The following is a 24,261-nucleotide window of genomic DNA, read 5'->3' on the forward strand; positions in this document are numbered from 1 at the left end:
GAATTTTTTGCCGACTGTAACAAATATGCAAAAAATGAGATGACAAGCATGGGTGATTGGGCTAACTTTAGCTCACAAAAGAGGCAGGAAGTCTAAATTCTTGCCGTTTTCGCGGTCAGTCTTGGGAGGATTCGATCTTAGGCGCGCTTGTCGCTGCCCCGGTAACGGTTACAGATCACGCGAAACCTGAAAAACAAGGCTGAAATGCCTTGTTTTTTTTTGATTCCGGCGAAGTTCACAACCCCGAATGGTTATTCCGGTAAAATTGTGACAGAGAATTGCCCGCCAGACACTCTCATGGTGTGTGCACGACTGATATGACATCCATGTGACAGCACTGGCGCATCTTTTGGCGACCGTGCATAAAACGGCAGCACGGCTTATGTTGCCTTAAATCGCATCAGGAAGCCCGCCACGCTGCAAATTCTACGGCGCGCTTAATCCTGGCGCGTGGGTGAAGTGCTTCAGTCGAAAACCGGGATAATTCTCGGAAGGTCGTCCATGCTGACGCCGAACCACCAGGTTACGCCGTACCAGAGCCCGCAGATCAAAGCCGATATCAGCGTTGTCCACAACACGATGCGCCCGCCCCTGAACCTTGACGGGGCGCTTGCAACCGTGCCGATCGCCACATCGCCGTCTTCCTCCTGGGTGCGAAGGCCAATCGGCAGCACAACGAAAAGCACCGTCCACCAGACGATGAAATAAATGGCGAAGACCGAAAGAAGCGGCATGACGTCCTCCTGCGTGGTGCGCCCCTTGTAACGCATTCATCCGCGAACCGGAATCACTTCCCTGCAAGATGTGTAAAAAGCTGCAAGAGAGGAGAAGGAACGATCGCGGACAGCGATTGCGTCATGTCCGAGATGGTCCGGACATGACGGGGCGTGACGGTTTGAAAACCCGGTATTTTCCGGTTCAGACCTTGGTGACGAAAACCGTCACGATCGGCTTCTTGCCCCATGCCTGATTGGCAGCGGCGCGTACGGCGCGGCGCACTGACTCGCGCAGCAGCGCAAGGTCCTTGCGGCGGGCCCGGGGGATGCTTTCCACGGCGCCCAGTACGGCGTCATAGAGCGTATCTTCCATGTCCTCGCCCTCATCATCGAATTCCGGCAGGCCGAAAGGTACGACATCGGGATCTCCGAGGAAGTCGTAGCGGCTGTCCAGCAGCACATTGACGGAGACATGGCCGGCGAAGGAAAGCTTGCGGCGGTTGCTGATCCCCATCTCGTCGAGGTCACCGATGAGGTTGCCGTCCTTGAAGACGCGGCCGTGCGGTGCGTCGTTGATGACTTCCGCAGGACCAGGCGCCAGACGCAGAATGTTGCCGTTACGAACCTTCGGCACCTGAGAAATGCCGGCCTGTTCGGCCAGTTCCTTCTGCGCCACCAGATGCGCCGCCTCGCCATGCACCGGCACCAGGATTTGCGGCTTGGTCCATTCGTACATCCTCAGAAGTTCGTTACGGCGGGGATGGCCGGAGACATGCACCAAAGCMTCATTGTCGGTAACGATATGGATGCCCTGCTCTATCAGGCCGTTCTTGATCTCGATGATCGCCTTTTCGTTGCCCGGAATGGCGCGCGAGGAAAATACCACCGTATCACCGGCAGCCAGCGCCACATTACGCATCTCATCGCGCGAAAGCTTGGCAAGGGCTGCCCGCGGCTCACCCTGCGAACCCGTGAGAATGACGACCACCTTGTTGCGCGGAATATAGCCGTATTCGTCTTCAGCCAGGAACGGCTTGATACCTTCCATGATGCCGAGATCCTGCGAAACGTTGACGACGCGCTTCAGCGACGAGCCGAGCAGCAGCACTTCGCGTCCGGCAGCTTCCGCAGCCTGCGCGATGGAGCGGATACGGCCAACATTGGAGGAGAAGGTGGTGATGGCCACGCGACCCTCGGCATTTTCAATGATCTGGCGCAGCCCCTCAGACACTTCGTGCTCCGAAGGCGATACGCCGTCACGCAGCGAGTTGGTGCTGTCGCACATCAACGCCAGCACGCCCTCCTCGCCGATGGCGCGGAAACGCGCCTCATCCGTCAACGGACCGAGAGACGGCGCCTCGTCAATCTTCCAGTCGCCCGTGTGGATGACATTGCCAAGCGGCGTGCGGATGACCAGCGACATCGGCTCGGGGATCGAATGGTTGACGCCGACGGCCTCGATTTCGAAAGGGCCGACATTGATGCGATCACCCGCCTTGAACGGGGTGATTGGAATTTCGGCACGACTGCCCTCGTAGGCGCGCTTTGCCTCCAGCATGCCGGCGGTGAAACCCGAGGCATAGACGGGCACGTTGAGGCCCGGCCACAGATCGTTCAGCGCGCCGTAGTGATCCTCATGGGCGTGGGTGATGATGATGCCTTTGAGGTTCTTCTTCTGCTCGGCGATATAGCTGATATCGGGGAGAACCAGATCGACACCAGGCAGATCKAGGCCGGCAAAGGTAACGCCGCAATCCACCATGATCCATTGGCGCTTGTTTTCCGGACCGTAGCCGTACAGCGCCAGATTCATGCCAATTTCGCCGACGCCGCCAAGCGGCAAAAATACCAGTTCGTCCTGTTTAGTCATTGTTCTTCTTATCCACTCACGAGAGCGCGCTGGCGACGGCAATATGCCGCGCCCAGCCGCCCGTTTAACAGCATCGGACATGAAACATCATATGATCGACCGGGCCGATGCGGAGCCGGTCTGTCACCCTGCTTTTCATGAGCAGCAGGAAAGCTCCAACCTGTGGGAAGAGGTTCGGCGCGGGTCCTTGAAGACACGCCGTCCACCTCATCCAAAAAACACGTCGCCGGCGGCGATGGAGCGCCTTGTGCCCTCATCCTCATCCAGCAGCAGATAACCATTATCATCAATTCCAACGAAACGCCCGCCGATCGAGCGATCCGGAAAATTGACGGTGATATGTTCGCCGATACCGCAGGCAGCCGCCCGCCATCCGGCCATGACCCCGGAAACGCCCCTGCCCTCATCCCAGCTTTGCAGCACATCCGCTGTCTCGCGGAAGAGATGCGCGAACAGCTCGTCGGGGGAGCACGACGCCCCGTGTTCGGACAGCATGGTGACGGGATAAAGCGGATTTTCAGGCTTGTGGGCGATATTGATGCCGATGCCGATGACGATGGCGCGGCGTCCATCCGGCAGAAGTTCGGCTTCCATCAGAATGCCGCAGGTCTTCCGGCGCCCGATCAGCACGTCATTCGGCCACTTTATCTCTAGCGGATCGCCACCCGTCGGCAGCACAGCGCGAATGGCGCGGTAGACGGCGAGCGCAAAGGCAAGCGGCAATGAACCGATGCGGTCCATTGGCGCGGGATCGATGAGAAGAAGCGAAGCGTAGAGATTGCCTGGTTCAGACACCCAAGGCCGGCCGCGGCGACCGCGCCCGCCAGTCTGGCGGATGGCGGTGATCCACAGATTGCCGCCATCGCCTGCCCTTGCGCGGGCGAAACATTCGATGTTGGTCGATGGCGTTTCCGCCATCTCCTCGTGCCGGAAGTCATCGATGGACATCCGGCCCGTATGCTTGTGCGTATTGCTCAAAAGAACGTCTTTGCCGCAACCGTGACTGCATTGCCGAGCGCACCACCGAAGACGATGAAAGCGACGACGAACAGTCCAGAGAGCGCATAAACGATTTTCAGTTCGCCAGCCGGACGCTCGAAGCTGCCCTTGGCTTCATCGAACCACATGACCTTGACGACGCGGATATAATAATACGCACCGACAACCGAGCCGATCACACCGATGACGGCAAGCGGATAGAGTTTGGCTTCGATGGCAGCAAGGAAGACGTAGTACTTGCCGAAGAATCCGGCGAGCGGCGGAATGCCGGCAAGCGAGAACATCAGGATCGTCAGAACAACTGCCATGAAGGGGTTGGTGGACGAAAGCCCGGCCAGATCCTCGACATTTTCGACATTGCCGATTTCCTTGCGACGCATGGAGAGAATGCAGGCGAAGGTGCCGAGCGTCATGACCATGTAGATGGTCATGTAGAGAATGACGCCCGAGATACCCGCCTCGGTGCCCGCCGCAAGACCAACCAGCGCGTAACCCATGTGACCGATGGAAGAATAGGCCATCAGGCGCTTGATGTTCTTCTGGCCGATTGCCGCGAACGAGCCGAGCAGCATGGAAGCGATGGAGATGAAGACGACGATCTGCTGCCAGTCGGCAAAGACCGGCTGGAAAGCGTCCACGACGATGCGAACGAAGATCGCCATGGCGCCGATCTTGGGAGCGGCAGACAGGAAGGCTGTGACCGGTGTCGGCGCACCCTCATAAACATCAGGCGTCCACATGTGGAACGGCACGGCGGAAATCTTGAATGCCAGACCGGCAAGAACAAAAACCAGACCGAAGACGAGGCCGAGCGAACGGGTCTCCGCCGTCAGAACCTGGGCGATTTCGGTAAAGCCGGTATTGCCGGTAAAGCCGTAAACCAGCGACATGCCGTAAAGCAGCATGCCCGAGGAGAGCGCACCGAGAACGAAATATTTCAGGCCCGCTTCGGTGGAGCGCAGGCTTTCCCGGTTGATGGCGCAGACGACGTAGAGCGCAAGCGACTGCAGCTCCAGCGCCATATAGAGCGAGATCAGGTTGTTGGCCGAAATCATCAGCAGGATGCCGAGCGTCGCCAGAACCAGAAGCACCGGATACTCGAACCGGCCGACCGGCTCGAAACGGCTCTGGCCGACAGAAAGGATCATGGCGGTGATCGACCCGATCAGCGCCAGCACCTTCATGAAGTTGCCGAAGGCATCGGCGACGTAAACGCCGCCGAAAGCCACACCCGAAGCGGGCGCAAAGACGATCCAGAGACCGACGACGAGCAGCAAGGCCACGGAGAGGCCCGTGACCGTCGTTGTCGACTTGTCGCCCGAGAAGACGCCAATCATGAGCAGCGCCAGCGCGCCGACCGCAAGGATCAGTTCGGGCGTCGCGATGTGCAGACTGGCAAAAAGAATTTCAGCGGTCATGTCCAACGGGTCCTGTCGTCAATTCATAGAAAGCGCAACATTTTGCGCCGCCTGCAATGCAGCCGTATAGTTGTTTACCAGAAGATCGACCGAAGCGGCTGTCGCATCGAAAACCGGAGCCGGATAGACGCCGAAGAAGATCGTCAGCGCAACCAGCGGATAAAGGATGACCTTTTCGCGGGTCGACAGATCTAGCATCGATTTCAGGCTTTCCTTCTCAAGCGCACCGAAAATCACGCGGCGGTAAAGCCACAGCGCGTAAGCGGCCGAGAGGATGACGCCGGTTGCCGCAAACAGCGCGACCAGCGTGTTGGCGCGGAATACGCCGATCAGCGTCAGGAATTCACCAACGAAGCCGGAGGTGCCGGGCAGACCGACATTGGCCATGGTGAAGATCATGAAGGCGACGGCATATTTCGGCATGTTGTTCACGAGGCCGCCATAGGCAGAGATCTCACGGGTATGCAGCCGATCGTAAACGACGCCGACGCAGAGGAAGAGCGCGCCCGACACGATGCCGTGCGACAGCATCTGGAAGATTGCGCCCTGCACGCCCTGCACATTGGCCGCGAAGATGCCCATGGTCACGTAACCCATGTGGGCAACGGAGGAATAGGCGATCAGCTTCTTGATGTCGTCCTGCATCATCGCCACGAGCGAGGTGTAGATGATGGCGAGAACCGACAGCGTGAAGACGAAGGGAGCGAAATAGTCCGACGCCAAGGGGAACATCGACAGCGAGAAACGGATGAAACCGTAACCGCCAAGCTTCAGCATGACGCCTGCCAGAATGACGGAACCCGCGGTCGGCGCCTGCACGTGCGCATCCGGCAGCCAGGTGTGTACCGGCCACATCGGCATCTTGACCGAGAAAGCGGCGAAACAGGCAAGCCATAGCCAGGTCTGCATGCCGGCCGGGAAGCCGTATTTCAGCAATTCCGTCATATCGGTCGTGCCGGACTGCCAGTACATCGCCATGATGGCGAGCATGGTCAGAACCGAGCCAAGCAGCGTGTAGAGGAAGAATTTGTAGGATGCGTAGACGCGATCCTTGCCGCCCCAAACGCCGATGATGATGAACATCGGGATCAGCGTTGCTTCGAAGAAGACGTAGAAAAGAACCGTATCCAGCGCCACGAAGACGCCGATCATGACGACTTCCAGAAGCAGGAAGGCGATCATGTATTCCTTGATGCGCTTTTCAACCGACTGCCAGCTTGCCAGCACGCAGAAAGGCATGAGGAAGGTGGTGAGGATGACGAACAGCATGGAGATGCCGTCGACGCCCAGATGATAGGCGGCGATGTTGCCGAACCATGCGTGTTTTTCCACCATCTGGAAACCGGGGTTCGAATTATCGAAGCCGATCCAGACGAACAGCGACACCAGGAAGGTGAAAACGGTCGTCAGCAGCGAGACGTTGAGAATGTTGCGGCGACCGTAAGGGCCGTTCTCATTGGTCAGCAGCAAGAGCACCACGCCGACGAGCGGCAGAAAGGTGACCGTTGAAAGAATTGGCCAATCGGTCATCAAAACGCACTCCCGAGCATCATCCAGGTGACAAGCGCCGCGATGCCGATCAGCATCGCAAAGGCATAGTGATAAAGGTAACCGGATTGCAGGCGGACCATGCGGTTGGTCACGTCAACCACACGCGCTGCAATGCCGTTCGGTCCGTAGTGGTCGATGACGGCCACGTCGCCCTTCTTCCACAGGAAGCGGCCAAGCGCCTTTGCGGAACGCACGAAGAGGAAGTCGTAAAGCTCGTCGAAATACCACTTGTTCAAGAGGAACTGATAGAGGCCGCGATGGGTCGCTGCCAGACGCTTCGGCGTCTCCGGCGACTTGATATACATGTACCATGCGGTGACAAAACCAAGCGCCATGGCGAAGAACGGGCTCCACTTGACCCACAGCGGAACATGGTGGAACTCGTCAAGGATTTCATTTTCCGGAAGCGTGAAGAGAGCACCCTTCCAGAACTCGGCATATTCATGGCCGAAGAAGTAACCTTCGAAGACAACACCGGCGAAGATCGCCCCGACGGTGAGGATGAAGAGCGGGATCAGCATGACCATCGGCGATTCATGCACATGGTGCATCACGTCAGCCGAAGCGCGCGGCTTTCCGAAGAAGGTCATGAACGCCAGACGCCAGGAATAGAAGCTGGTGAACAGCGCTGCGATGACCAGCAGCGTGAAGGCGAAACCCGACAGCACCGAATGGGACGCATAAGCGGATTCGATGATCACGTCCTTCGAGAAGAAGCCGGCAAAGCCGATCATCGTGCCCGGAATGCCCACACCTGTCAGCGCAAGCGTGCCGACGGTCATCGTCCAGAAGGTGATGGGGATATGCTTGCGCAGGCCGCCCATGTAACGCATGTCCTGCTCGCCATCGACGGCATGGATAACCGAACCGGCGCACAAGAACAGCAGTGCCTTGAAGAAGGCATGCGTGAAGAGGTGGAACACGGCCGCGCCATAAGCACCGACGCCAAGTGCCACGAACATGTAACCGAGCTGCGAGCAGGTCGAATAGGCAATCACGCGCTTGATATCGTTCTGCACGAGACCGACGGTCGCTGCGAAGAAGGCGGTGATGGCGCCGACCAGCGTCACGACAGTGAGCGCATCATGCGACAATTCGAACAGCGGCGACATGCGGGCAACCAGGAAGACACCGGCGGTGACCATTGTTGCGGCGTGAATGAGGGCGGACACAGGGGTCGGGCCTTCCATCGCGTCCGGCAGCCAGGTGTGCAGCAGGAACTGCGCCGACTTACCCATGGCGCCCATGAAGAGCAGCAGGCAGACGCCCGTCATCGCATTGGCCTTGTCCAGCTGCATGCCGAACAGGTTGATGACGGTTTCGGTGGAAGCTGCACCTTCAGCCGGCAGATAGGTGCTGGCGGCAGCGAAGATGGTTTCGAAATTGATCGAGCCGAACAGCACGAAGACGCCTGATATGCCGAGAATGAAGCCGAAGTCGCCAACGCGGTTGACGATGAACGCCTTCATGGCAGCAGCAGACGCCGAAGGCTTCTTGAACCAGAAACCGATCAGCAGGTACGACGCCAGACCAACGCCTTCCCAGCCGAAGAACATCTGCAGCAGGTTGTCGGAGGTCACCAGCATCAGCATGGCGAAGGTGAACAGCGAAAGATAGGCAAAGAAGCGCGGACGATGCGGATCGTGGTGCATGTATCCGATCGAATAGAGGTGCACCAGCGTCGAGACGGTGTTGACGACGACGAACATGACGGCCGTCAGGGTATCGATGCGGAACGCCCACTCGACGTCGATGCCGCCGGACTGGATCCAGCGCAGCACGGTGACCTTGATCACCTCGCCCGGCTCGCCATGGGCAAGCGCGACGGAGAAGAAGACGATCCACGACAGGACGGCGACCACGATCATCAGACCGGTGGTGAGATATTCCGAAGCCTTGGCGCCGATCGACCGGCCAAACAGGCCGGCAATCAGGAAGCCGATCAGGGGAAGAAAGACGATAGCCTTGTAGATCATAGCCTTATCAGCCCTTCATCATATTGACGTCTTCGACAGCGATCGATCCGCGGTTGCGGTAGAAGACAACGAGTATTGCAAGACCGATGGCCGCTTCGGCGGCTGCGACGGTCAGAATGAACAGTGCGAAGACCTGGCCGACGATGTCGTTCAGGAAAGCCGAGAACGCCACCATGTTGATGTTGACCGCCAACAGGATGAGCTCGATCGACATGAGGATGACGATGACGTTCTTCCGGTTGAGGAAGATACCGAAGATGCCGATCGTGAAGAGGATCGCGCTGACCGTCAGGTAGTGGGAAAGACCGATTTCCATATTCTGTTTCCTTGGATCCGTTCGCGCCTTCAGATGCCCTGGCCCGGCTTGACCTTGACCGTGGTGACGGCGGTCTTCGGGTCACGTCCGACCTGCGTGGATATGTTCTGCCGCTTGATGTCGGTGCGGTGACGCAGCGTCAGCACGATGGCGCCGATCATGGCCACCAGCAGCACGAGACCGGCAAGCTGGAAGAAGTAGACGTAATTGGTATAGAGCACGTCGCCCAGCGCGGCCGTATTGGTGCGCACGGCCGGTGACGGGATCGGCATGGTAATCGATTTGGCCGCCTGCGGGTTGAGCACGCTGCCGCCGACCACGACGATCAGTTCAGCCGCGAGGATGATACCGATCAGCGCACCGATCGGCGCATATTGCAGCACGCCGGAGCGCAGCTCCGCAAAATCCACATCCAGCATCATGACGACGAAGAGGAAGAGCACCGCCACCGCACCGACATAAACGACGAGCAGGATCATGGCGAGGAATTCGGCCCCCGTCAGCAGGAACAGCGCGGCTGCGTTGAAGAAGGTCAAAATCAGAAACAGCACCGAATGAACAGGGTTCTTCGATGCGATGACCATGAACGCAGACGCCACGGCGACGAAAGCGAATATATAAAAGAATACAGCGTGCAGACCCATGTTGGTGCCTTCTTGTCCTCATCCGGGCAAAGACCGCGCAATCGCGCGCTCTACCCGTTTCGTCCCCGCCGGCGATAACCGTGCAGGCTCTTTTACTCTTTCTTCGCTTCCCGGGGTCTCCCCCGGAAAGACGGTTGCGCCTTAACGGTAAGGCGCATCCAGTGCGAGGTTGCGCGCAATTTCACGCTCCCAGCGGTCGCCATTGTCGAGAAGCCTTTGCTTGTCGAAATAAAGCTCCTCGCGGGTTTCCGTCGCGAATTCGAAGTTCGGGCCTTCGACGATGGCATCCACCGGGCAGGCTTCCTGGCAGAAACCGCAATAGATGCACTTCACCATGTCGATGTCGTAACGCACCGTGCGGCGGGTGCCGTCATTGCGGCGCGGACCGGCTTCGATGGTGATCGCCTGAGCGGGACAGATCGCCTCACACAGCTTGCAGGCGATGCAGCGCTCTTCACCGTTCGGATAACGGCGCAGCGCATGCTCGCCGCGGAAGCGCGGAGACACCGGGCCCTTTTCGAAAGGATAATTCACCGTGGCCTTCTGCTTGAAGAAGTGGCGCATCGTCAGGAAGATCGCACCGACGAACTCCTTGAGGAACAGTGAATTGACGGCTTGGGAAAGGCTGGCCATCTCAAACTCCAGATTTCTGAGCGAGGCGTACGGACATCAACCGGCCCACCCCGTCAGCTTCAATACGAATGCAACAATAACGACCATGGCGAGCGACAGCGGCAGGAACACCTTCCAGCCAAGGCGCATGAGCTGGTCATAGCGGTAACGCGGAACGAAGGCCTTCACCAGAGCGATCATGAAGAAAACCATGCAGCCCTTGAGCGCGAACCAGACAATGCCCGGAATCCAGTTCAGGAACCACACATCCACGATCGGCAGCCAGCCACCAAGGAACAGGATCGTCGTCAGGCAGCAGATCAGAACGATCGCAGCATATTCGCCGAGCATGAACATCATGTAAGGCGTCGAGCCATATTCGACCATGTGACCGGCCACCAGTTCCGATTCCGCTTCCGGAAGGTCGAAGGGCGGACGGTTGGTTTCGGCAAGGCCCGAGATGAAGAACACGATGAACATCGGGAACAGCGACAGCCAGTGCCAGTCGAGGAACGAGGCCGGCAGACCTATCATTGTGCCGAGGCCGGTACGCTGCGCCAGAACGATATCCGTGAGGTTGAGCGAGCCGACGCACAGAAGCACGGTGACGATGACGAGGCCGATCGACACTTCGTAGGACACCATCTGCGCCGCCGAACGAAGCGCGCCGAGGAACGGGTACTTCGAGTTCGAAGCCCAGCCGCCCATGATGATGCCGTACACTTCAAGCGAGGAAATCGCGAAAATGTAGAGAATGCCGACATTGATATTGGCAACGACCCAGCCATCGGCAAAGGGGATGACCGCGTAGGTGGCGAGCGCCAGCGTTACGGCAACCAGCGGCGCCAGAAGGAAGACCGCCTTGTTGGCGCCCGCGGGAATGACGGGCTCCTTCAGGATGAATTTCAAAAGGTCGGCGAAGGACTGGAACAGACCAAAGGGGCCGACGACGTTGGGACCACGGCGCAACTGCACGGCTGCCCAGACCTTACGGTCGGCAAGCAGAAGGAAGGCGATGGCCACCAGAAGGCAAACGAGAAGCAGCAGGGACTGGCCGACCATGATCAGCGCGGGCCAGACGTAGCTCCAGAAAAACGATTCCATAATCCCCTACCCTTACTCTGCCGCAGCCTGGAAATTGTTGCGGGCCAATGCGGAACACTCGGCCATGACGGCGGATGCGCGCGCAATCGGGTTCGTCAAATAAAAGTCTTTTACCGGCGAGGCAAACGCAGACTTTTTGAGGCTGCCCGCGCGAGCGGCAAGTGCCTCGACATCCGCGCCGTTGCCGGCAACGATCTCATCGGTTTCCGCCAGATGCGGATGCGCGACATAAAGCTGGCCGCGCAGCGCCGACAGCGAATCGAACGGCAGCTTCTTGCCGAGCACGTCGGAAAGCGCACGCAGGATCGCCCAGTCTTCACGGGCCTCGCCCGGTGCGAAACCGGCGCGGTTGCCCACCTGAACGCGGCCTTCGGTGTTGACCCAGATACCGGATTTTTCGGTATAGGCCGCACCCGGAAGGATGACGTCGGCGTTCATCGCGCCATGATCGCCGTGGCTGCCGATGTAGACGGTGAACTTGGCGCCCTTGTTCGACAGGTCGATTTCATCGGCGCCGAGCAGGAAGAGAACGTCCATGGACGTTACCATTTCGGCAGCAGCAACACCGCCCTCGCCCGGCACGAAGCCGATGTCGAGACCACCGACGCGGGCAGCGGCAGTGTGAAGCACCGAGAAGCCGTTCCACTCTTCGCTGATTGCGCCAACCGAAACGGCAAGCTTCGCAGCGGCCGCGAGAACGGCTGCACCATCGGGGCGTGCCAGAGCGCCCTGGCCGATGATGATCAGCGGGTTCTTGGCGGACTTCAGCTTCTCAACGAAGCTGTGAGAGCCATTGGCGAGATCGGAAAGCGTTTCCGCGCCGGAGCCGAGATATTCATAATTGTAGCGCAGCTCACCGGCTTCGCCGATCACGCCGATCGGGAAACCACCGCGACGCCAGCGCTTGCGGATACGTGCATTGAGCACGGCCGCTTCATAACGCGGGTTGGCGCCGACGATCAGCAGCGCATCCGCGTGCTCGATGCCTTCGATTGTGGAATTGAACAGGTAGCTGGCGCGACCCAAAGACGGATCAAGCGCTGCGCCATCCTGACGGCAATCGACATTGGCCGAGCCGAGCGACGCCAGAAGCGACTTCAGCGCGAACATTTCCTCGACGGAAGCAAGGTCACCGGCAATCGCGCCGATCTTGCTGCCGCTGGTTGCGGCAACCGCCTGCTTGATAGCGCCGAAGGCTTCACCCCAGCTTGCGGGCTGCAAGCGGCCATCCTTGCGGACGTAAGGGCGGTCGAGACGCTGCGTCTTCAGGCCGTCCCAGATGAAGCGGCTCTTGTCGGAGATCCACTCTTCGTTGATCGCCTCGTTGACACGCGGCATGACGCGCATGACTTCGCGGCCACGGGTATCGACGCGGATTGCCGAACCGAGAGCGTCCATCACGTCGATGGTTTCGGTCTTGTTCAGTTCCCACGGACGGGCAGTGAAAGCGAAGGGCTTGGAGGTGAGCGCACCGACCGGGCAAAGATCGACGACGTTGCCCTGAAGCTCGGAGGTCATAGCCTGCTCGAGATAGGTGGTGATTTCAGCGTCCTCGCCGCGGCCGATGAGGCCGAGTTCGGCGATGCCGGCAACTTCCGTGGTGAAACGGACGCAGCGGGTGCAGTGGATGCAGCGGTTCATCACCGTCTTGACGAGCGGGCCGATATATTTGTCTTCAACCGCACGCTTGTTTTCCGCGTAACGCGAACCGGCGATACCGAAGGCCATGGCCTGGTCCTGCAGGTCGCATTCGCCGCCCTGGTCGCAGATCGGGCAATCGAGCGGGTGGTTGATGAGAAGGAACTCCATCACGCCTTCGCGGGCCTTCTTGACCATCGGCGTGTTGGTGAAAACCTCAGGCAATTCGCCATTCGGGCCGCCGCGAACGTCGCGCACGCCCATGGCGCAGGATGCGGCGGGCTTGGGCGGTCCGCCCTTCACCTCGATGAGACACATGCGGCAGTTACCCGCGACCGACAAGCGCTCATGAAAACAAAAGCGCGGAACTTCAGCACCAGCCTCCTCGCACGCCTGCAACAGCGTGAAATGATCCGGAACCTCGATCTCTTTACCGTCAACCTTGAGCTTTGCCATGGTTCTACTTACGTCCTGTTGCCTGTTCGTCCCGTGTCTCTCACACGGTCCGCAACAAATCCTTAATCGCGCCCGACACTTCATCTCGTCGGTCAGGCGCTTCATGGTTTTCCGGCGCCGGGATCATCCCCGCGCCGCATGCAAACTGCGAAAAGCTTATTCGGCAGCTTCCAGAACAGCGCCATCATCCATGGCCCTGTAGGTATATTGGTCGATGCGCTTTTCGATTTCCGGACGGAAATTGCGGATCAGCGCCTGTACCGGCCATGCGGCGGCGTCGCCGAGCGCACAGATGGTGTGCCCTTCAATCTGCTTCGTCACTTCGAACAGCATGTCGATTTCGCGCTTCTGCGCGTTGCCCTTCACCATGCGTTCCAGCACGCGCCACATCCAGCCGGTGCCTTCACGGCACGGCGTGCACTGGCCGCAGCTTTCATGCTTGAAGAACGCCGCGATGCGGGCGATCGCCTTAATGACGTCGGTGGACTTGTCCATGACGATCATGCCGCCGGTGCCGAAGGACGACTTCACTTCGCGCATGCCGTCGAAGTCCATGATGGCGTCCTTCATGTCCTCACCGCGCACGATGGGGCAGGATGCGCCGCCGGGGATGACGCCAAGCAGATTGTCCCAGCCGCCACGAATGCCACCGCAATGGTGTTCGATCAGCTCACGGAAGGACAGGCCCAGCGCATCTTCGAAGGTGCATGGACGCTCGACATGGCCGGAGACCATGAACAGCTTGGTGCCGACATTGTTCGGACGGCCGATAGACGAGAACCATGCCGCACCTCGGCGCAGAATGGTCGGAGCAACGGCGATGGATTCGACGTTGTTGACGGTCGTTGGGCAACCGTAAAGACCCATATTGGCCGGGAACGGCGGCTTCAGGCGCGGCTGGCCCTTCTTGCCCTCGAGGCTTTCGAGCAGGGCCGTCTCTTCGCCGCAGATATAGGCACCTGCGCCGTGATGGACGTAGATGTCGAAATCCCAGCCGTTCTTGTTGTTCTTGCCGAGCAGGCCGGCATCGTAACATTCGTCGATGGCGGCCTGAAGCGCCTCACGTTCGCGCATATATTCGCCGCGCACGTAGATATAGGCGGTGTGCGCACCCATGGCGAAACCGGCGATCACGCAGCCTTCGATCAGCGTATGCGGATCGTTGCGCAGGATTTCGCGGTCCTTGCAGGTGCCGGGCTCGGATTCGTCGGCGTTGACCACGAGATAATGCGGACGGCCGTCGCTTTCCTTGGGCATGAAGGACCACTTGAGACCCGTCGGGAAGCCTGCGCCGCCGCGACCGCGAAGGCCGGAAGCCTTCATCTCATTGATGATCCAGTCACGACCCTTTTCGATGATCTGCTTGGTGCCATCCCAGTGGCCGCGCGCCCTCACGCCCTTCAGGGACTTGTCCTTGAGGCCGTAGAGATTGGTAAAGATGCGATCCTGATCTTTTAACATGCTTCACCCTTTACCGCGGCTTCTTGCCGAAGACCCTGATATACTCGGCTTCGCCACCCTTGGCGAGCGCCTCGGCCTGCTTGATCCACTCATCGCGTTCGATGCGGCCCTTGAAATTCAAATAACCATCCACCCAGTCGCACTCGGCCTTCTTCCAGCCGGCAATCTGCGCATAGGTAAAGATACCGAGCTCGTTAAGCGTGCCTTCGATCTTCGGGCCGACGCCTGAAATGAGTTTCAGGTCATCGGGCGCAGCGGGCTTTTCAATGCCTGCCGGACGGTCGGCTGACTCAAGCGACGGTCTGGATGCTGTCGCTTCCTTGCCTGCCGATTGCTGTTCCCCTGCCTTTGCGTTTTCCGCAGAAGCCTTGGGCTCGTTCGCAGGCGTCTTCAGCTTCGGATCGGTTTCCGGTGCGTCAGTCTTCGGCTTGGCGGCATTCGAAGGAAGAACGGGGGCTGCTTCCGCCGGAGCTTCCGCAGGCTTGTCGAGATTGGAGCGATCTGGCTTGATCTCTTCCGTCAGCGTCGTCAGGCCGCCAACGGGCACCGACTGGTGACGGTCGATCTGGGGGCCGGTCTTGACCGTGTCGCCCTTGCCTGCCTCGAACGTGTCGATGATCTCTTCCAGGCGCTCGGGCGTCAGATCCTCATAGGCATCCTTGAAGATGATGACCATCGGCGCGTTGACGCAGGCGCCCTGACATTCCACTTCTTCCCAGGACAGCGTGCCGCTCTCGTTGGTGTGCAGCGGATCATGGTGGATCTTCTTGCGGCAGACATCCATCAGCGCTTCGGAGCCGCGCAGCATGCAGGGCGTTGTGCCGCAAACCTGAACATGGGCGCGTGTGCCGACCGGCTTCAGCTGGAACTGGGTGTAGAAGGTCGCTACTTCCATGACGCGGATATAGGCCATATCCAGCATGTCGGCGATTTTTTCGATGGCGGCGCGGGTAACCCAGCCGTCCTGCTCCTGCGCACGCATAAGCAGCGGGATAACCGCCGATTGCTGGCGTCCCTCCGGATATTTCTGGATCGTCTTTTCCGCCCATGCGGTATTATCCGCGTTAAAGGCAAATGCCACGGGCTGGAACTGATCTTCGGCTAGTCGACGAACGGACATACTTCCTCACGCCTTTTCAGTTTAACGTCTCACAACGCGATCTCGCCACCGTGACGAATTCGCAGGCATAAGCCGCCTTGTCTTTCTGCATGAACACGATGAACTTGCTGCCATTGGGAACCGAGGCCTTGATCTCGTATCCCGATGACAGAAGCTGCTTGATGGTGGAACCACCGCTGCTTGATAGCGATACGCCCCCCTCGTCCGTCGCCGTCTGGGCGAGAACGGAGGTCGACATCGCAGCAAGAAAAGCCAAGATGGCCAGCGGCAGACGCATCAGCGGTCGACCTCCCCGAACACGATGTCGAGGGAGCCGAGCACGGCTGTAACGTCGGCAAGCTGATGGCCCTTGCACAGGAAATCCATCGCCTGCAAATGTGCATAACCCGGCGCGCGGATCTTGCAGCGGTAGGGCTTGTTCGAACCATCGGCGACCACGTAGACGCCGAACTCGCCCTTCGGCGCTTCGACGGCGGCGTAAACTTCGCCGGCGGGAACGTGATAGCCTTCGGTATAGAGCTTGAAGTGATGGATAAGAGCTTCCATCGAACGCTTCATCTCGCCGCGCTTGGGCGGAACCACCTTGCCATCCAGCGAGGAGACCGGGCCGATGCGGTGCTTGCCGGAGAGAAGATCGACGCACTGCTTCATGATCTTCACCGATTCGCGCATTTCCTGCATGCGGATCAGGTAACGGTCATAGCAGTCGCCGTTCTTGCCGACGGGGATATCGAACTCCAGATCGGAATAGCACTCGTAAGGCTGCGCGCGACGCAAATCCCAGGCAGCACCCGAACCGCGCACCATGACGCCCGTGAAACCCCAGGCAAAGGCATCTTCAAGCGAGACGACGCCGATATCGACGTTACGCTGCTTGTAGATGCGGTTGTCGGTCAACAGGCCTTCGATATTGTCGAGAACGGTAATGAAGGGATCGCACCATTTGCCGATATCTTCGACCAGTTCCGGCGGCAGATCCTGATGTACGCCGCCCGGACGGACATAGGCCGAGTGCATGCGGGCGCCACAGGCGCGCTCGTAGAACACCATCAGCTTTTCACGTTCCTCGAAGCCCCAGACAGGCGGCGTCATTGCGCCGACGTCCATGGCCTGAGTCGTCACGTTCATGATGTGCGACAGGATGCGGCCGATTTCCGAATAAAGCACGCGGATCAACTGGCCGCGCATCGGGATTTCGAGACCCAGAAGCTTTTCGACGGCGAGCGCGAAAGCGTGTTCCTGGTTCATCGGCGCGACGTAGTCGAGACGGTCGAAATAAGGCACCGCCTGAAGGTAGGTCTTGGTCTCGATCAGCTTTTCGGTGCCGCGATGCAGAAGACCGATATGCGGATCGACGCGTTCGACGATTTCGCCGTCCAGTTCCAGAACCAGGCGCAGCACGCCGTGCGCGGAAGGGTGTTCCGGACCGAAGTTGATCGTGAAATTGCGGACGTTATGCTCAGTCATTCTAGTGCTCCGCCGAGGTGATCATGGCGATGAATTCGGGGCCGGTCATGTTCTGCGTGGTTTGCGCGAAAGAATAGCTCGAAGGCTTCTCATCCGTGAAAATCTGCGACGCAAAATGGAAACTGGAAGGGTTGTCGAAAGCCTGCAACGAGACGGCAAAATGCTTGCCATCCTTGGAGCGCCACATCAGCGTGCTGCCGCAATTCCTGCAGAAGCAGCGCTCGCCCCATTCCGACGAGGTATAAACACCGAAATGTTCCTCGTTCTCGATGGCGACGTCAGCGCATTCGACAGCCAGAAATGTCCCGCCGGACCAGCGGCGGCACATCGAGCAATGGCAAACGCCGAATTCGCGGGCGCCGATGCTGGCATTGAAGCCAACGGCGCCGCAAAGACATTGTCCGTGCTCTGTCGCGGGGGCTTCGCTCATTGCTTGGCCTTTTCGTCACCCGGGAGAACATAGTCAGTCCCCTCCCAGGGAGAGAGGAAATCGAAATTGCGGAATTCCTGCTTCAGTTCGACCGGTTCATAGAGAACCCGCTTCAGAACGTCATCGTAGCGTACTTCCACAAAGCCGGTAACCGGAAAATCCTTGCGCAGCGGATGACCTTCGAAACCGTAATCGGTGAGGATTCGGCGAAGATCCGCATGGCCTTCGAAAGGAATGCCGTACATATCCCAGGCTTCGCGCTCGAACCAGTCTGCACCCATGTAAACGGAGGTTGCCGAGGGAACGCCCTCGTCTTCCGCCACCTGCAGCTTGATGCGCACGCGCAGATTCTGGCGCGGCGACAAGAGGTGATAGACGACGTCGAAACGCTTCTCGCGCTGCGGCCAGTCGACGCCGCAAATATCGATGATGTTGACGAAACCGCACTGCACATCGTCACGCAGGAACGTCAAAAGCGCGATAACGCTTTCCGTCGTCGTGTTCAGCGTCAGCTCGCCATAGGCGATATCGGCCGAAACCACGAGGGAACCACGCGCTTCCTTAACGTAAGCAGCAAGATCGTTTAGAGCTTCGCTCATTCCTTAATCCGTCCTTTGCCCTTAGCGCTCGATGGTACCGGTACGCCGGATCTTCTTCTGCAGCAGAAGCACGCCGTAAAGCAGCGCCTCCGCCGTGGGGGGACAGCCCGGAACGTAGATATCCACCGGCACGACTCGGTCGCAGCCGCGCACGACGGCGTAGGAATAATGGTAATAGCCGCCGCCATTGGCGCAGGAGCCCATGGAGATGACGTAACGTGGCTCAGGCATCTGGTCATAGACCTTGCGCAGTGCCGGCGCCATCTTGTTGGTCAGCGTTCCCGCGACGATCATCACGTCCGACTGGCGCGGCGAGGCGCGCGGGGCGACACCGAAGCGCTCCATGTCGTAACGCGGGCCGGAAGCCTGCATGAGACCCTCGACGGCGCAGCAGGCAAGACCGAACTGCATCCACATCAGGGAGCCGGTACGCGCCCAGGTGATCAGCTCGTCGGTCGAGGTGACGAGAAAGCCCTTGTCGGCCAGCTCGTCGTTGATTTCCGTGAAGTAGGCATCGTTGCTGCCGACAGGCTTGCCGGTCGCGGGATCGATGATCCCCTTCGGCTGCGGTGCAACGAGCGTGCTGTTGTTCTGGCTCATGCCCATTCCAGCGCTCCCTTCTTCCACTCATAGATAAAGCCGATGGTGAGAACGGCGAGGAACACCATCATAGACCAGAAACCGAACCAGCCCATATCACCGAAGGACACAGCCCAGGGGAACAGGAAGGCGACTTCCAGGTCGAAGATGATGAAGAGAATGGACACCAGATAAAACCGGATATCGAACTTCATGCGGGCGTCGTCGAAGGCATTGAAACCGCACTCGAAAGCGGAGAGCTTTTCCGGGTCCGGCGCCTTATAAGCGACAGCGAAAGGCGCGATGAGAAGCGCCAGGCCAATGACAAGAGCGATACCGATAAAGATTGCGATCGGAATATAGGAACTGAGGAGTTCAGTCATGGTCTCTTCCCTGTCCGGCCGGGTGCCGGACCTGCCTTTGCGACTGAAAGTCTAAAGGCGCACAAATATGTTGCAACGCCAAAGTGGTTAGCGCAGCCGCGCTCTCTCTGCAAGAGTTTAGGCACCATTTCAAGACACCTGCCGCATTGATTGGCAACAATATTGCCGGAATTGACGCAAATTTGGGCCACAATTCCGGGCTAAGCCCCTCAAATACAATAATAATCGATTGAACGACGCAACCGCAAAAAAGTCACACGAATTTTACGTCAAAATGGCAGCGAAGTGACGATCTCTCGATATCGAAACTTGACTAAAAACAGCAGGAAAAACCGCGCTCGCGAATGTCGGAAACAGGCGCTGAAATCGCCATTGCCGATATGGCAGGACGATGCCTGCTTGCTTCGTTTGGGAGTGTCATTTCGGTGAAAGAAATGGCGCGAGTGACGGGGCTCGAACCCGCGACCTCCGGCGTGACAGGCCGGCACTCTAACCGACTGAGCTACACCCGCGCTCCACAGACATTCGTCTGCGTTTTTTTCCGAGGAACAGGATGGCGCGAGTGACGGGGCTCGAACCCGCGACCTCCGGCGTGACAGGCCGGCACTCTAACCAACTGAGCTACACCCGCTTATCCTGACCGACAAGACCTTAGTCTCGCCGTACGAACCAGCCTCGGCTGTTCGTTGAGCGGCTAACTACGGCGTTCGTGCGGGGGTGTCAAGCAGGTTTCACGACAAAAGAATAAGCTTCTTCATTTTGATCGGAAAAAACTGAAAGGCCTTTGACCGGCATTGCAGCGAATGCCTTGTTTTCCGGGCTTTTCCCAACAAAAACAAAAAACTTGTCCACAGCCGGGGCGTCCGTAACGCGATTTCAGCATACCGCCAAAGGTAACGGTCGGGCTTTGTTTTTATAGAAAAGCCCGCAGTTCCCGGCTTTTTGCCGATCACCCCTGCCAATGGGCAAAGCTGTCCGGAAAAAAAACAAAAAAACTTCACAAAAGCCCTTGCGGTTTTTTTCCGATCCGAATACATCACGGCCACCGACGCGGCAGACACGGTCTGCAAGACGCGAAGGGCGATTAGCTCAGTTGGTAGAGCGCCTCGTTTACACCGAGGATGTCGGGAGTTCGAGTCTCTCATCGCCCACCATTTTCCAGCTTCTTCAAATTGTGCGCATTAACAAGCCGAAGCTCTTTCGGATGTCGGTGCGTTTCGCCGTAAACTTCCGGCATTGGGAATCACGGGCCCTGCCCCCGATTCTGTAGACGGCCGCGCCCTTGGGCTGGTGGAGCGGCTTTTCCGGCATGAGTTTATGCCAGATCGGCACTTCTGTTCCACATTCATACAGGCCGGCTCCAATAGGTGTGCCACCCCGCAACATACCGAAAAATAAGCAGATTCAGACTTTTTAAAGAGATTTCATGCATTGTTTTCGAGCCGTTTCATGATGAACGGTATAAATGATGGATGAAACCATGTCGGTCGACGCGTTTGTAACACTCGCGCTTATTGCGCTGCCTGTTTATATTTTTTTCCGCTGGGTCCAGCAGGACTCAGAAAAAGACAGCACTCCCAAAAGCAAGAATTCCATGGGGCGGTGATCTCTAGCGATCTGGTCCACTGCACATTCATGGAAGTCCTCCGGATAACACCCTCGATTATGCGATAGCGACGCGACCATGCCGGTTTTAACGGCTGGTATGCGACTCATCGTGGGGAATCGGCATTCCCCAGATCGGGGTTTCTTCCGCCGCACAAAAAAGCCGGGCTATGCCCGGCTTTTCTCATTTGCGATTCTATTCGGACCGATCAGTTGATCGCCTTTAGATCGACGGTAAAGAACAGCGTTTCGCCGGAAGATCCGTCGACGCCGTCATTGTCAGTGACGACATAGGCCGTTCCTGCCTTGTCGAAGGTGAAGCCTTCCAGCTTGTCAACGGTATAGCCATTCGTCTGGGCCTTGAGGTCCGGCAGGAAATCATGTGCTTCCTGCTTGGCCACCAGCGGCAGTTCGCCACCGATCTTGCCCGGCTTCAGGTCAGCGATCGCGACGCGGTAAAGCTTCTTGATCTTTGCCTTGTCACCGACCTGATTGTCGCGCTCGACGATATAGACATAGTCGCCCTGTGCGGCGATTTCAGAAAGGCCGACCCAGCCTGCCTCGGTCTTGTCGAGCGGGTAACGCACGGCGCCCCATTCCTTGGACTTCGGATTGTAGGAGACGAGTTTGACGACACCCTTCTCGTCCGTGCCCCACTCGCGCTGTACGGCCATCCACAGCGTCGCGTTGTCGCCCTTGCCGATCATGGTCACGCCTTCGAAACCGAAGCGGGTTTCGCCAGCCAGCAGTTCCTTCGGCAGAGCGATCTCAGCCTTGATCTCGCCCTTGGCGCTGACATTGTAGAGTGCGTGGGGCACGAGCTTGGCACTGTCACCTTCCGAGGCCAGCCAGAAGCCGCCCTTACCGTCAAGCGTAATGCCTTCGATGTCGAGTTTCTGGGCTGCGATACCGTCGCGCTTGATGCGCAGGGCGCTGGTTATGGTGGCGGGCTTCTTCGTTGCGTCGATGGTGTAGATCGACGGCTGGTTGCCATAGACCGAGTCGGACACGGCATAGAGGATGCCAGGCTTTTCAGCATCGCCCACCAGACCGGAGAGCGCGCCCCAGCCGATCGGTGCGCCGTCAACGGTGGCGGACGCGAGCTGCGGGTAGGCAATCTGGCCTTCTGCGCGTTCATAGATCATGACATGCGAGCGAGCGCCGCCATCTTCGACGAGATCGGCTTCGTTGGCAGTGACGAGAAGATTGCGCGACGGAATGGCGACGGCGCCTTCGGGCGAAATGCCCGAGGGCAGAAGCTGGACCAGTTCCGGTGTGCCGCCCGTATCCTTGTAGACAGCAGCGAGAGACGCGCGCTCGGCAAGAACGAAGAAGTACTTCTGGCCATCGAAGGTTGCCGCCTCCAGACCTTCCGGCTCGATGCCCTTGGCCTTGGAACGCTTTTCCGGATAGTGGCCGATGCTGGCGGCAGCGTGCTCAAGGGTGGCACCGGCTTCATAAAGAAGCTTGCCGGTCTTGTCGAAAATGGTGAAGCCGTGCGCGCCGCCCTGCCAGTCACCCTCATTGGCGATGACGATTCGGTCATTGTCCAGCCACTTCACGGCATCTGGCTCACGCTTGCGGCCTTCCTGCTTGTCGGTGAATTTGATCTGGCCGTCCGTCTTCGTGTCGACGCCTTCCAGATCAACCGTGCCAGCGGAGAAATGCGTCTTTACCGTACCGGTCTTGCCGTCGATGATGACGATGTGGTTGTTTTCCTGCAGCGTGAGCGCGATCTCGCCATTGGCATTGATCGAGACGAATTCCGGCTCCGGATCTTCCGGGGAGATTTCGGCAAGGCCGGTCACGTCGATCTTCTTCAGCGTCGCGCAGTCAGCAACACCGTTCTTCAGACCGACCGTCACCAGATAACCGGCGGGCATCTGTGGCAGGGCGCCTTCGTTCACCTCTTCATCGCGTTCGTTTTCGATCGCGATGGCGGCGAAGGTCTTGTCCGGGGAAATTGCGACAGAATCTGGCTGGCCGCCGAGATCGCAGCTCGCTTCAATCTTCTTGGTGGCGATATCGACCGTCACCAGCTTGCCGGACGGCTTGGCGCGGTTTTCGGACGTGTTGACACCGGCCAGAACCTTGGCGCCAGCAACGGCAACCGAGGTCGGTTCGCCTTCCAGCAGCAACGCGCCGCCAGCCTTGGGTGCCTTCGCGTCGGTGATGTCAACGAAACCAATGCCGCCAAGCGGGCTGTCCGAATAGACCAGCGTCTTGCCATCTTCGCTGGCGGTCACGATTTCAGCTGAAGTGACGGCCTTCGCGTCCTTGTCCGCTGGCAGGTTCTTTACGACCGGGAAAGATGCGATGCGGTTGAAAACCGGCTCGGCAGCAGCCGGAAAGGCCGCGGACGTGAGCAGAGCAGCAGTCAAAGCCATCTGAGAAAGTCGGAACGCCATTATAAATCCCCCTTGGATCCAAAAAAACACCCTATGGCTTCTGCGTCAGAGACATGACAGCGGCATGACATTTCCTGTCGGAGGAATCAAAAAGCCCGACCATGAAGGCCGGGCTTTCCTGTTCGTGCGCACATTCCGCGTATCAGAGCGCCGTGTGACCGGATGGAGGCTACACAGGCGCGCTCTCCTACTTTCAAGTACATCTTGCCGGTTCGAAAAAAGGGCCATCCGAAAAAGCAATTCGAAAAGCCGCCCGGTTTACGTGCCGGCATGATGGCGTCAGGGCGTCAAAACATGTTTCCTCGTGAACCTGAAAAGCCGCCCGCCCGCCGCCGGACGTCACGGCCTTTCGGAAACCTTACGAGTTGACGGCGTCCTTCAGGCCCTTGCCTGCGGAAAACTTCGGTACGTTGCGAGCCGGGATATCGACTTCAGCACCCGTGGAAGGGTTACGACCCTTGGAGGCTTCACGACGGCTTACGGAGAAGCTGCCGAAGCCAGCGAGACGGATGTCGCCACCGCTCTTCAGTTCGTTCTGTACGGTTTCGAATACGGCATCAACAGCGGAAGCAGCATCTGCCTTCGTGAGACCAGCCTTTTCGGCAACAGCAGAGACGAGCTCGTTCTTGTTCATGTTTCCACCCCTTTCAATGGTTTGAAACGACTCAAATTAAGCCGGCGCAGAATACGTCTGTATCCGCGCGCAGCAACTCAAAAGCGCTGGAATCGCCTGAAAAACAAGGGGTCTGCGGGGTTTTTCACAAAAAAGGCCGACATTTCTGCCGGCCTTTCCCTTAAACGTGCCAATTTCGCACCAGTTCTGCGAGCATCAAAGAAGCATCGCGCCTTTCGGCATCTAACACATTGAATCTATGCACAGGTGTCGCGAAAACCGATTCTGGCTTTCAC

At 58.5% G+C, this 24,261-nt stretch carries 23 protein-coding genes and 3 tRNA genes; 2 read left to right on the plus strand and 24 right to left on the minus strand.

Annotated elements, in window-relative coordinates:
* Nucleotides 1-464: 464 nt before the first annotated feature.
* The 22 genes from AC1DCP_RS08055 to AC1DCP_RS08160 form a co-directional block, all read right to left on the minus strand.
* The gene (locus AC1DCP_RS08055) at nucleotides 465-770 is read right to left on the minus strand and encodes a DUF1467 family protein (RefSeq protein ID WP_065688235.1); all 306 of its coding nucleotides are present in this window, start codon (nucleotides 768-770) and stop codon (nucleotides 465-467) included.
* Between the two features lie 148 nt (nucleotides 771-918).
* The gene (locus AC1DCP_RS08060; protein WP_476774212.1) at nucleotides 919-2,586 is read right to left on the minus strand and encodes a ribonuclease J; all 1,668 of its coding nucleotides are present in this window, start codon (nucleotides 2,584-2,586) and stop codon (nucleotides 919-921) included.
* A gap of 207 nt (nucleotides 2,587-2,793) precedes the next feature.
* Nucleotides 2,794-3,534 carry a biotin--[acetyl-CoA-carboxylase] ligase gene (locus tag AC1DCP_RS08065; RefSeq protein WP_065688307.1) on the minus strand — a complete coding sequence of 247 codons (741 nt, stop codon included), beginning with the start codon at nucleotides 3,532-3,534 and terminating at the stop codon, nucleotides 2,794-2,796.
* 26 nt (nucleotides 3,535-3,560) lie between these two features.
* Nucleotides 3,561-5,003 carry an NADH-quinone oxidoreductase subunit NuoN gene (gene nuoN / locus AC1DCP_RS08070; RefSeq protein ID WP_003512691.1) on the minus strand — a complete coding sequence of 481 codons (1,443 nt, stop codon included), beginning with the start codon at nucleotides 5,001-5,003 and terminating at the stop codon, nucleotides 3,561-3,563.
* 18 nt (nucleotides 5,004-5,021) lie between these two features.
* Nucleotides 5,022-6,533 carry an NADH-quinone oxidoreductase subunit M gene (locus tag AC1DCP_RS08075; protein ID WP_013635953.1) on the minus strand — a complete coding sequence of 504 codons (1,512 nt, stop codon included), beginning with the start codon at nucleotides 6,531-6,533 and terminating at the stop codon, nucleotides 5,022-5,024.
* On the minus strand, nucleotides 6,533-8,530 hold the full coding sequence (gene nuoL, locus AC1DCP_RS08080) for an NADH-quinone oxidoreductase subunit L (RefSeq protein WP_065688234.1): 1,998 nt from the start codon (nucleotides 8,528-8,530) through the stop codon (nucleotides 6,533-6,535). The genes AC1DCP_RS08075 and nuoL overlap by 1 nt, the downstream gene beginning before the upstream one ends.
* A gap of 7 nt (nucleotides 8,531-8,537) precedes the next feature.
* Complete coding sequence (gene nuoK, locus AC1DCP_RS08085; protein WP_003496445.1) at nucleotides 8,538-8,846, minus strand: NADH-quinone oxidoreductase subunit NuoK; 309 nt, start codon at nucleotides 8,844-8,846, stop codon at nucleotides 8,538-8,540.
* A 29-nt stretch (nucleotides 8,847-8,875) separates the two neighbouring features.
* A complete protein-coding gene (locus AC1DCP_RS08090) occupies nucleotides 8,876-9,490 on the minus strand; it encodes an NADH-quinone oxidoreductase subunit J (RefSeq protein ID WP_003512680.1) in 615 nt (204 codons plus the stop codon).
* A 141-nt stretch (nucleotides 9,491-9,631) separates the two neighbouring features.
* A complete protein-coding gene (gene nuoI / locus AC1DCP_RS08095; protein WP_003512679.1) occupies nucleotides 9,632-10,123 on the minus strand; it encodes an NADH-quinone oxidoreductase subunit NuoI in 492 nt (163 codons plus the stop codon).
* A 36-nt stretch (nucleotides 10,124-10,159) separates the two neighbouring features.
* Complete coding sequence (gene nuoH / locus AC1DCP_RS08100) at nucleotides 10,160-11,206, minus strand: NADH-quinone oxidoreductase subunit NuoH (protein ID WP_013635951.1); 1,047 nt, start codon at nucleotides 11,204-11,206, stop codon at nucleotides 10,160-10,162.
* A 12-nt stretch (nucleotides 11,207-11,218) separates the two neighbouring features.
* Nucleotides 11,219-13,300: an NADH-quinone oxidoreductase subunit NuoG gene (gene nuoG, locus AC1DCP_RS08105; RefSeq protein WP_112152848.1), complete on the minus strand. Its 2,082-nt coding sequence runs from the start codon at nucleotides 13,298-13,300 to the stop codon at nucleotides 11,219-11,221.
* A 156-nt stretch (nucleotides 13,301-13,456) separates the two neighbouring features.
* On the minus strand, nucleotides 13,457-14,761 hold the full coding sequence (gene nuoF, locus AC1DCP_RS08110; RefSeq protein WP_003512673.1) for an NADH-quinone oxidoreductase subunit NuoF: 1,305 nt from the start codon (nucleotides 14,759-14,761) through the stop codon (nucleotides 13,457-13,459).
* A gap of 10 nt (nucleotides 14,762-14,771) precedes the next feature.
* Nucleotides 14,772-15,881 carry an NADH-quinone oxidoreductase subunit E gene (locus AC1DCP_RS08115; RefSeq protein WP_025593256.1) on the minus strand — a complete coding sequence of 370 codons (1,110 nt, stop codon included), beginning with the start codon at nucleotides 15,879-15,881 and terminating at the stop codon, nucleotides 14,772-14,774.
* Between the two features lie 16 nt (nucleotides 15,882-15,897).
* On the minus strand, nucleotides 15,898-16,158 hold the full coding sequence (locus AC1DCP_RS08120) for a hypothetical protein (RefSeq protein ID WP_025593255.1): 261 nt from the start codon (nucleotides 16,156-16,158) through the stop codon (nucleotides 15,898-15,900).
* Nucleotides 16,158-17,348, minus strand: a complete 1,191-nt coding sequence (locus tag AC1DCP_RS08125; RefSeq protein WP_003512668.1) for an NADH-quinone oxidoreductase subunit D — start codon at nucleotides 17,346-17,348, stop codon at nucleotides 16,158-16,160. The genes AC1DCP_RS08120 and AC1DCP_RS08125 overlap by 1 nt, the downstream gene beginning before the upstream one ends.
* A 1-nt stretch (nucleotide 17,349) precedes the next feature.
* The gene (locus AC1DCP_RS08130) at nucleotides 17,350-17,778 is read right to left on the minus strand and encodes a GFA family protein (RefSeq protein WP_003512658.1); all 429 of its coding nucleotides are present in this window, start codon (nucleotides 17,776-17,778) and stop codon (nucleotides 17,350-17,352) included.
* A complete protein-coding gene (locus tag AC1DCP_RS08135; protein WP_003512657.1) occupies nucleotides 17,775-18,377 on the minus strand; it encodes an NADH-quinone oxidoreductase subunit C in 603 nt (200 codons plus the stop codon). Before AC1DCP_RS08135 ends, AC1DCP_RS08130 begins: the two co-directional genes overlap by 4 nt.
* A 21-nt stretch (nucleotides 18,378-18,398) precedes the next feature.
* Nucleotides 18,399-18,983, minus strand: coding sequence for a NuoB/complex I 20 kDa subunit family protein (locus AC1DCP_RS08140; protein ID WP_003512655.1), 585 nt, complete (start codon nucleotides 18,981-18,983; stop codon nucleotides 18,399-18,401).
* The gene (locus AC1DCP_RS08145) at nucleotides 18,974-19,339 is read right to left on the minus strand and encodes an NADH-quinone oxidoreductase subunit A (RefSeq protein WP_003512653.1); all 366 of its coding nucleotides are present in this window, start codon (nucleotides 19,337-19,339) and stop codon (nucleotides 18,974-18,976) included. Before AC1DCP_RS08145 ends, AC1DCP_RS08140 begins: the two co-directional genes overlap by 10 nt.
* Before the next feature lie 435 nt (nucleotides 19,340-19,774).
* Nucleotides 19,775-19,851: transfer RNA gene (locus AC1DCP_RS08150), tRNA-Asp, on the minus strand.
* Nucleotides 19,852-19,893: 42 nt separating this feature from the next.
* Nucleotides 19,894-19,970: transfer RNA gene (locus tag AC1DCP_RS08155), tRNA-Asp, on the minus strand.
* 89 nt (nucleotides 19,971-20,059) lie between these two features.
* Complete coding sequence (locus AC1DCP_RS08160) at nucleotides 20,060-20,191, minus strand: hypothetical protein (protein ID WP_003512651.1); 132 nt, start codon at nucleotides 20,189-20,191, stop codon at nucleotides 20,060-20,062.
* Nucleotides 20,192-20,417: 226 nt separating this feature from the next.
* On the opposite strand from AC1DCP_RS08160, the gene AC1DCP_RS08165 reads away from it, so the two are divergent.
* Both AC1DCP_RS08165 and AC1DCP_RS08170 read left to right on the plus strand, forming a co-directional pair.
* A tRNA-Val gene (locus AC1DCP_RS08165) sits at nucleotides 20,418-20,493 on the plus strand.
* Nucleotides 20,494-20,804: 311 nt separating this feature from the next.
* Entirely contained in the window at nucleotides 20,805-20,945 is a 141-nt protein-coding gene (locus AC1DCP_RS08170) for a hypothetical protein (protein WP_003512649.1), read from the plus strand.
* Between the two features lie 208 nt (nucleotides 20,946-21,153).
* Here the strand turns inward: AC1DCP_RS08170 and AC1DCP_RS08175 are convergent, their stop codons facing one another.
* Entirely contained in the window at nucleotides 21,154-23,352 is a 2,199-nt protein-coding gene (locus tag AC1DCP_RS08175; protein ID WP_476774213.1) for an esterase-like activity of phytase family protein, read from the minus strand.
* Nucleotides 23,353-23,710: 358 nt separating this feature from the next.
* The gene (gene hupB / locus AC1DCP_RS08180) at nucleotides 23,711-23,986 is read right to left on the minus strand and encodes a DNA-binding protein HupB (protein WP_003496481.1); all 276 of its coding nucleotides are present in this window, start codon (nucleotides 23,984-23,986) and stop codon (nucleotides 23,711-23,713) included.
* Nucleotides 23,987-24,261 lie beyond the last annotated feature (275 nt).

The sequence above is a fragment of the Agrobacterium sp. 10T429 genome (assembly GCF_056393925.1).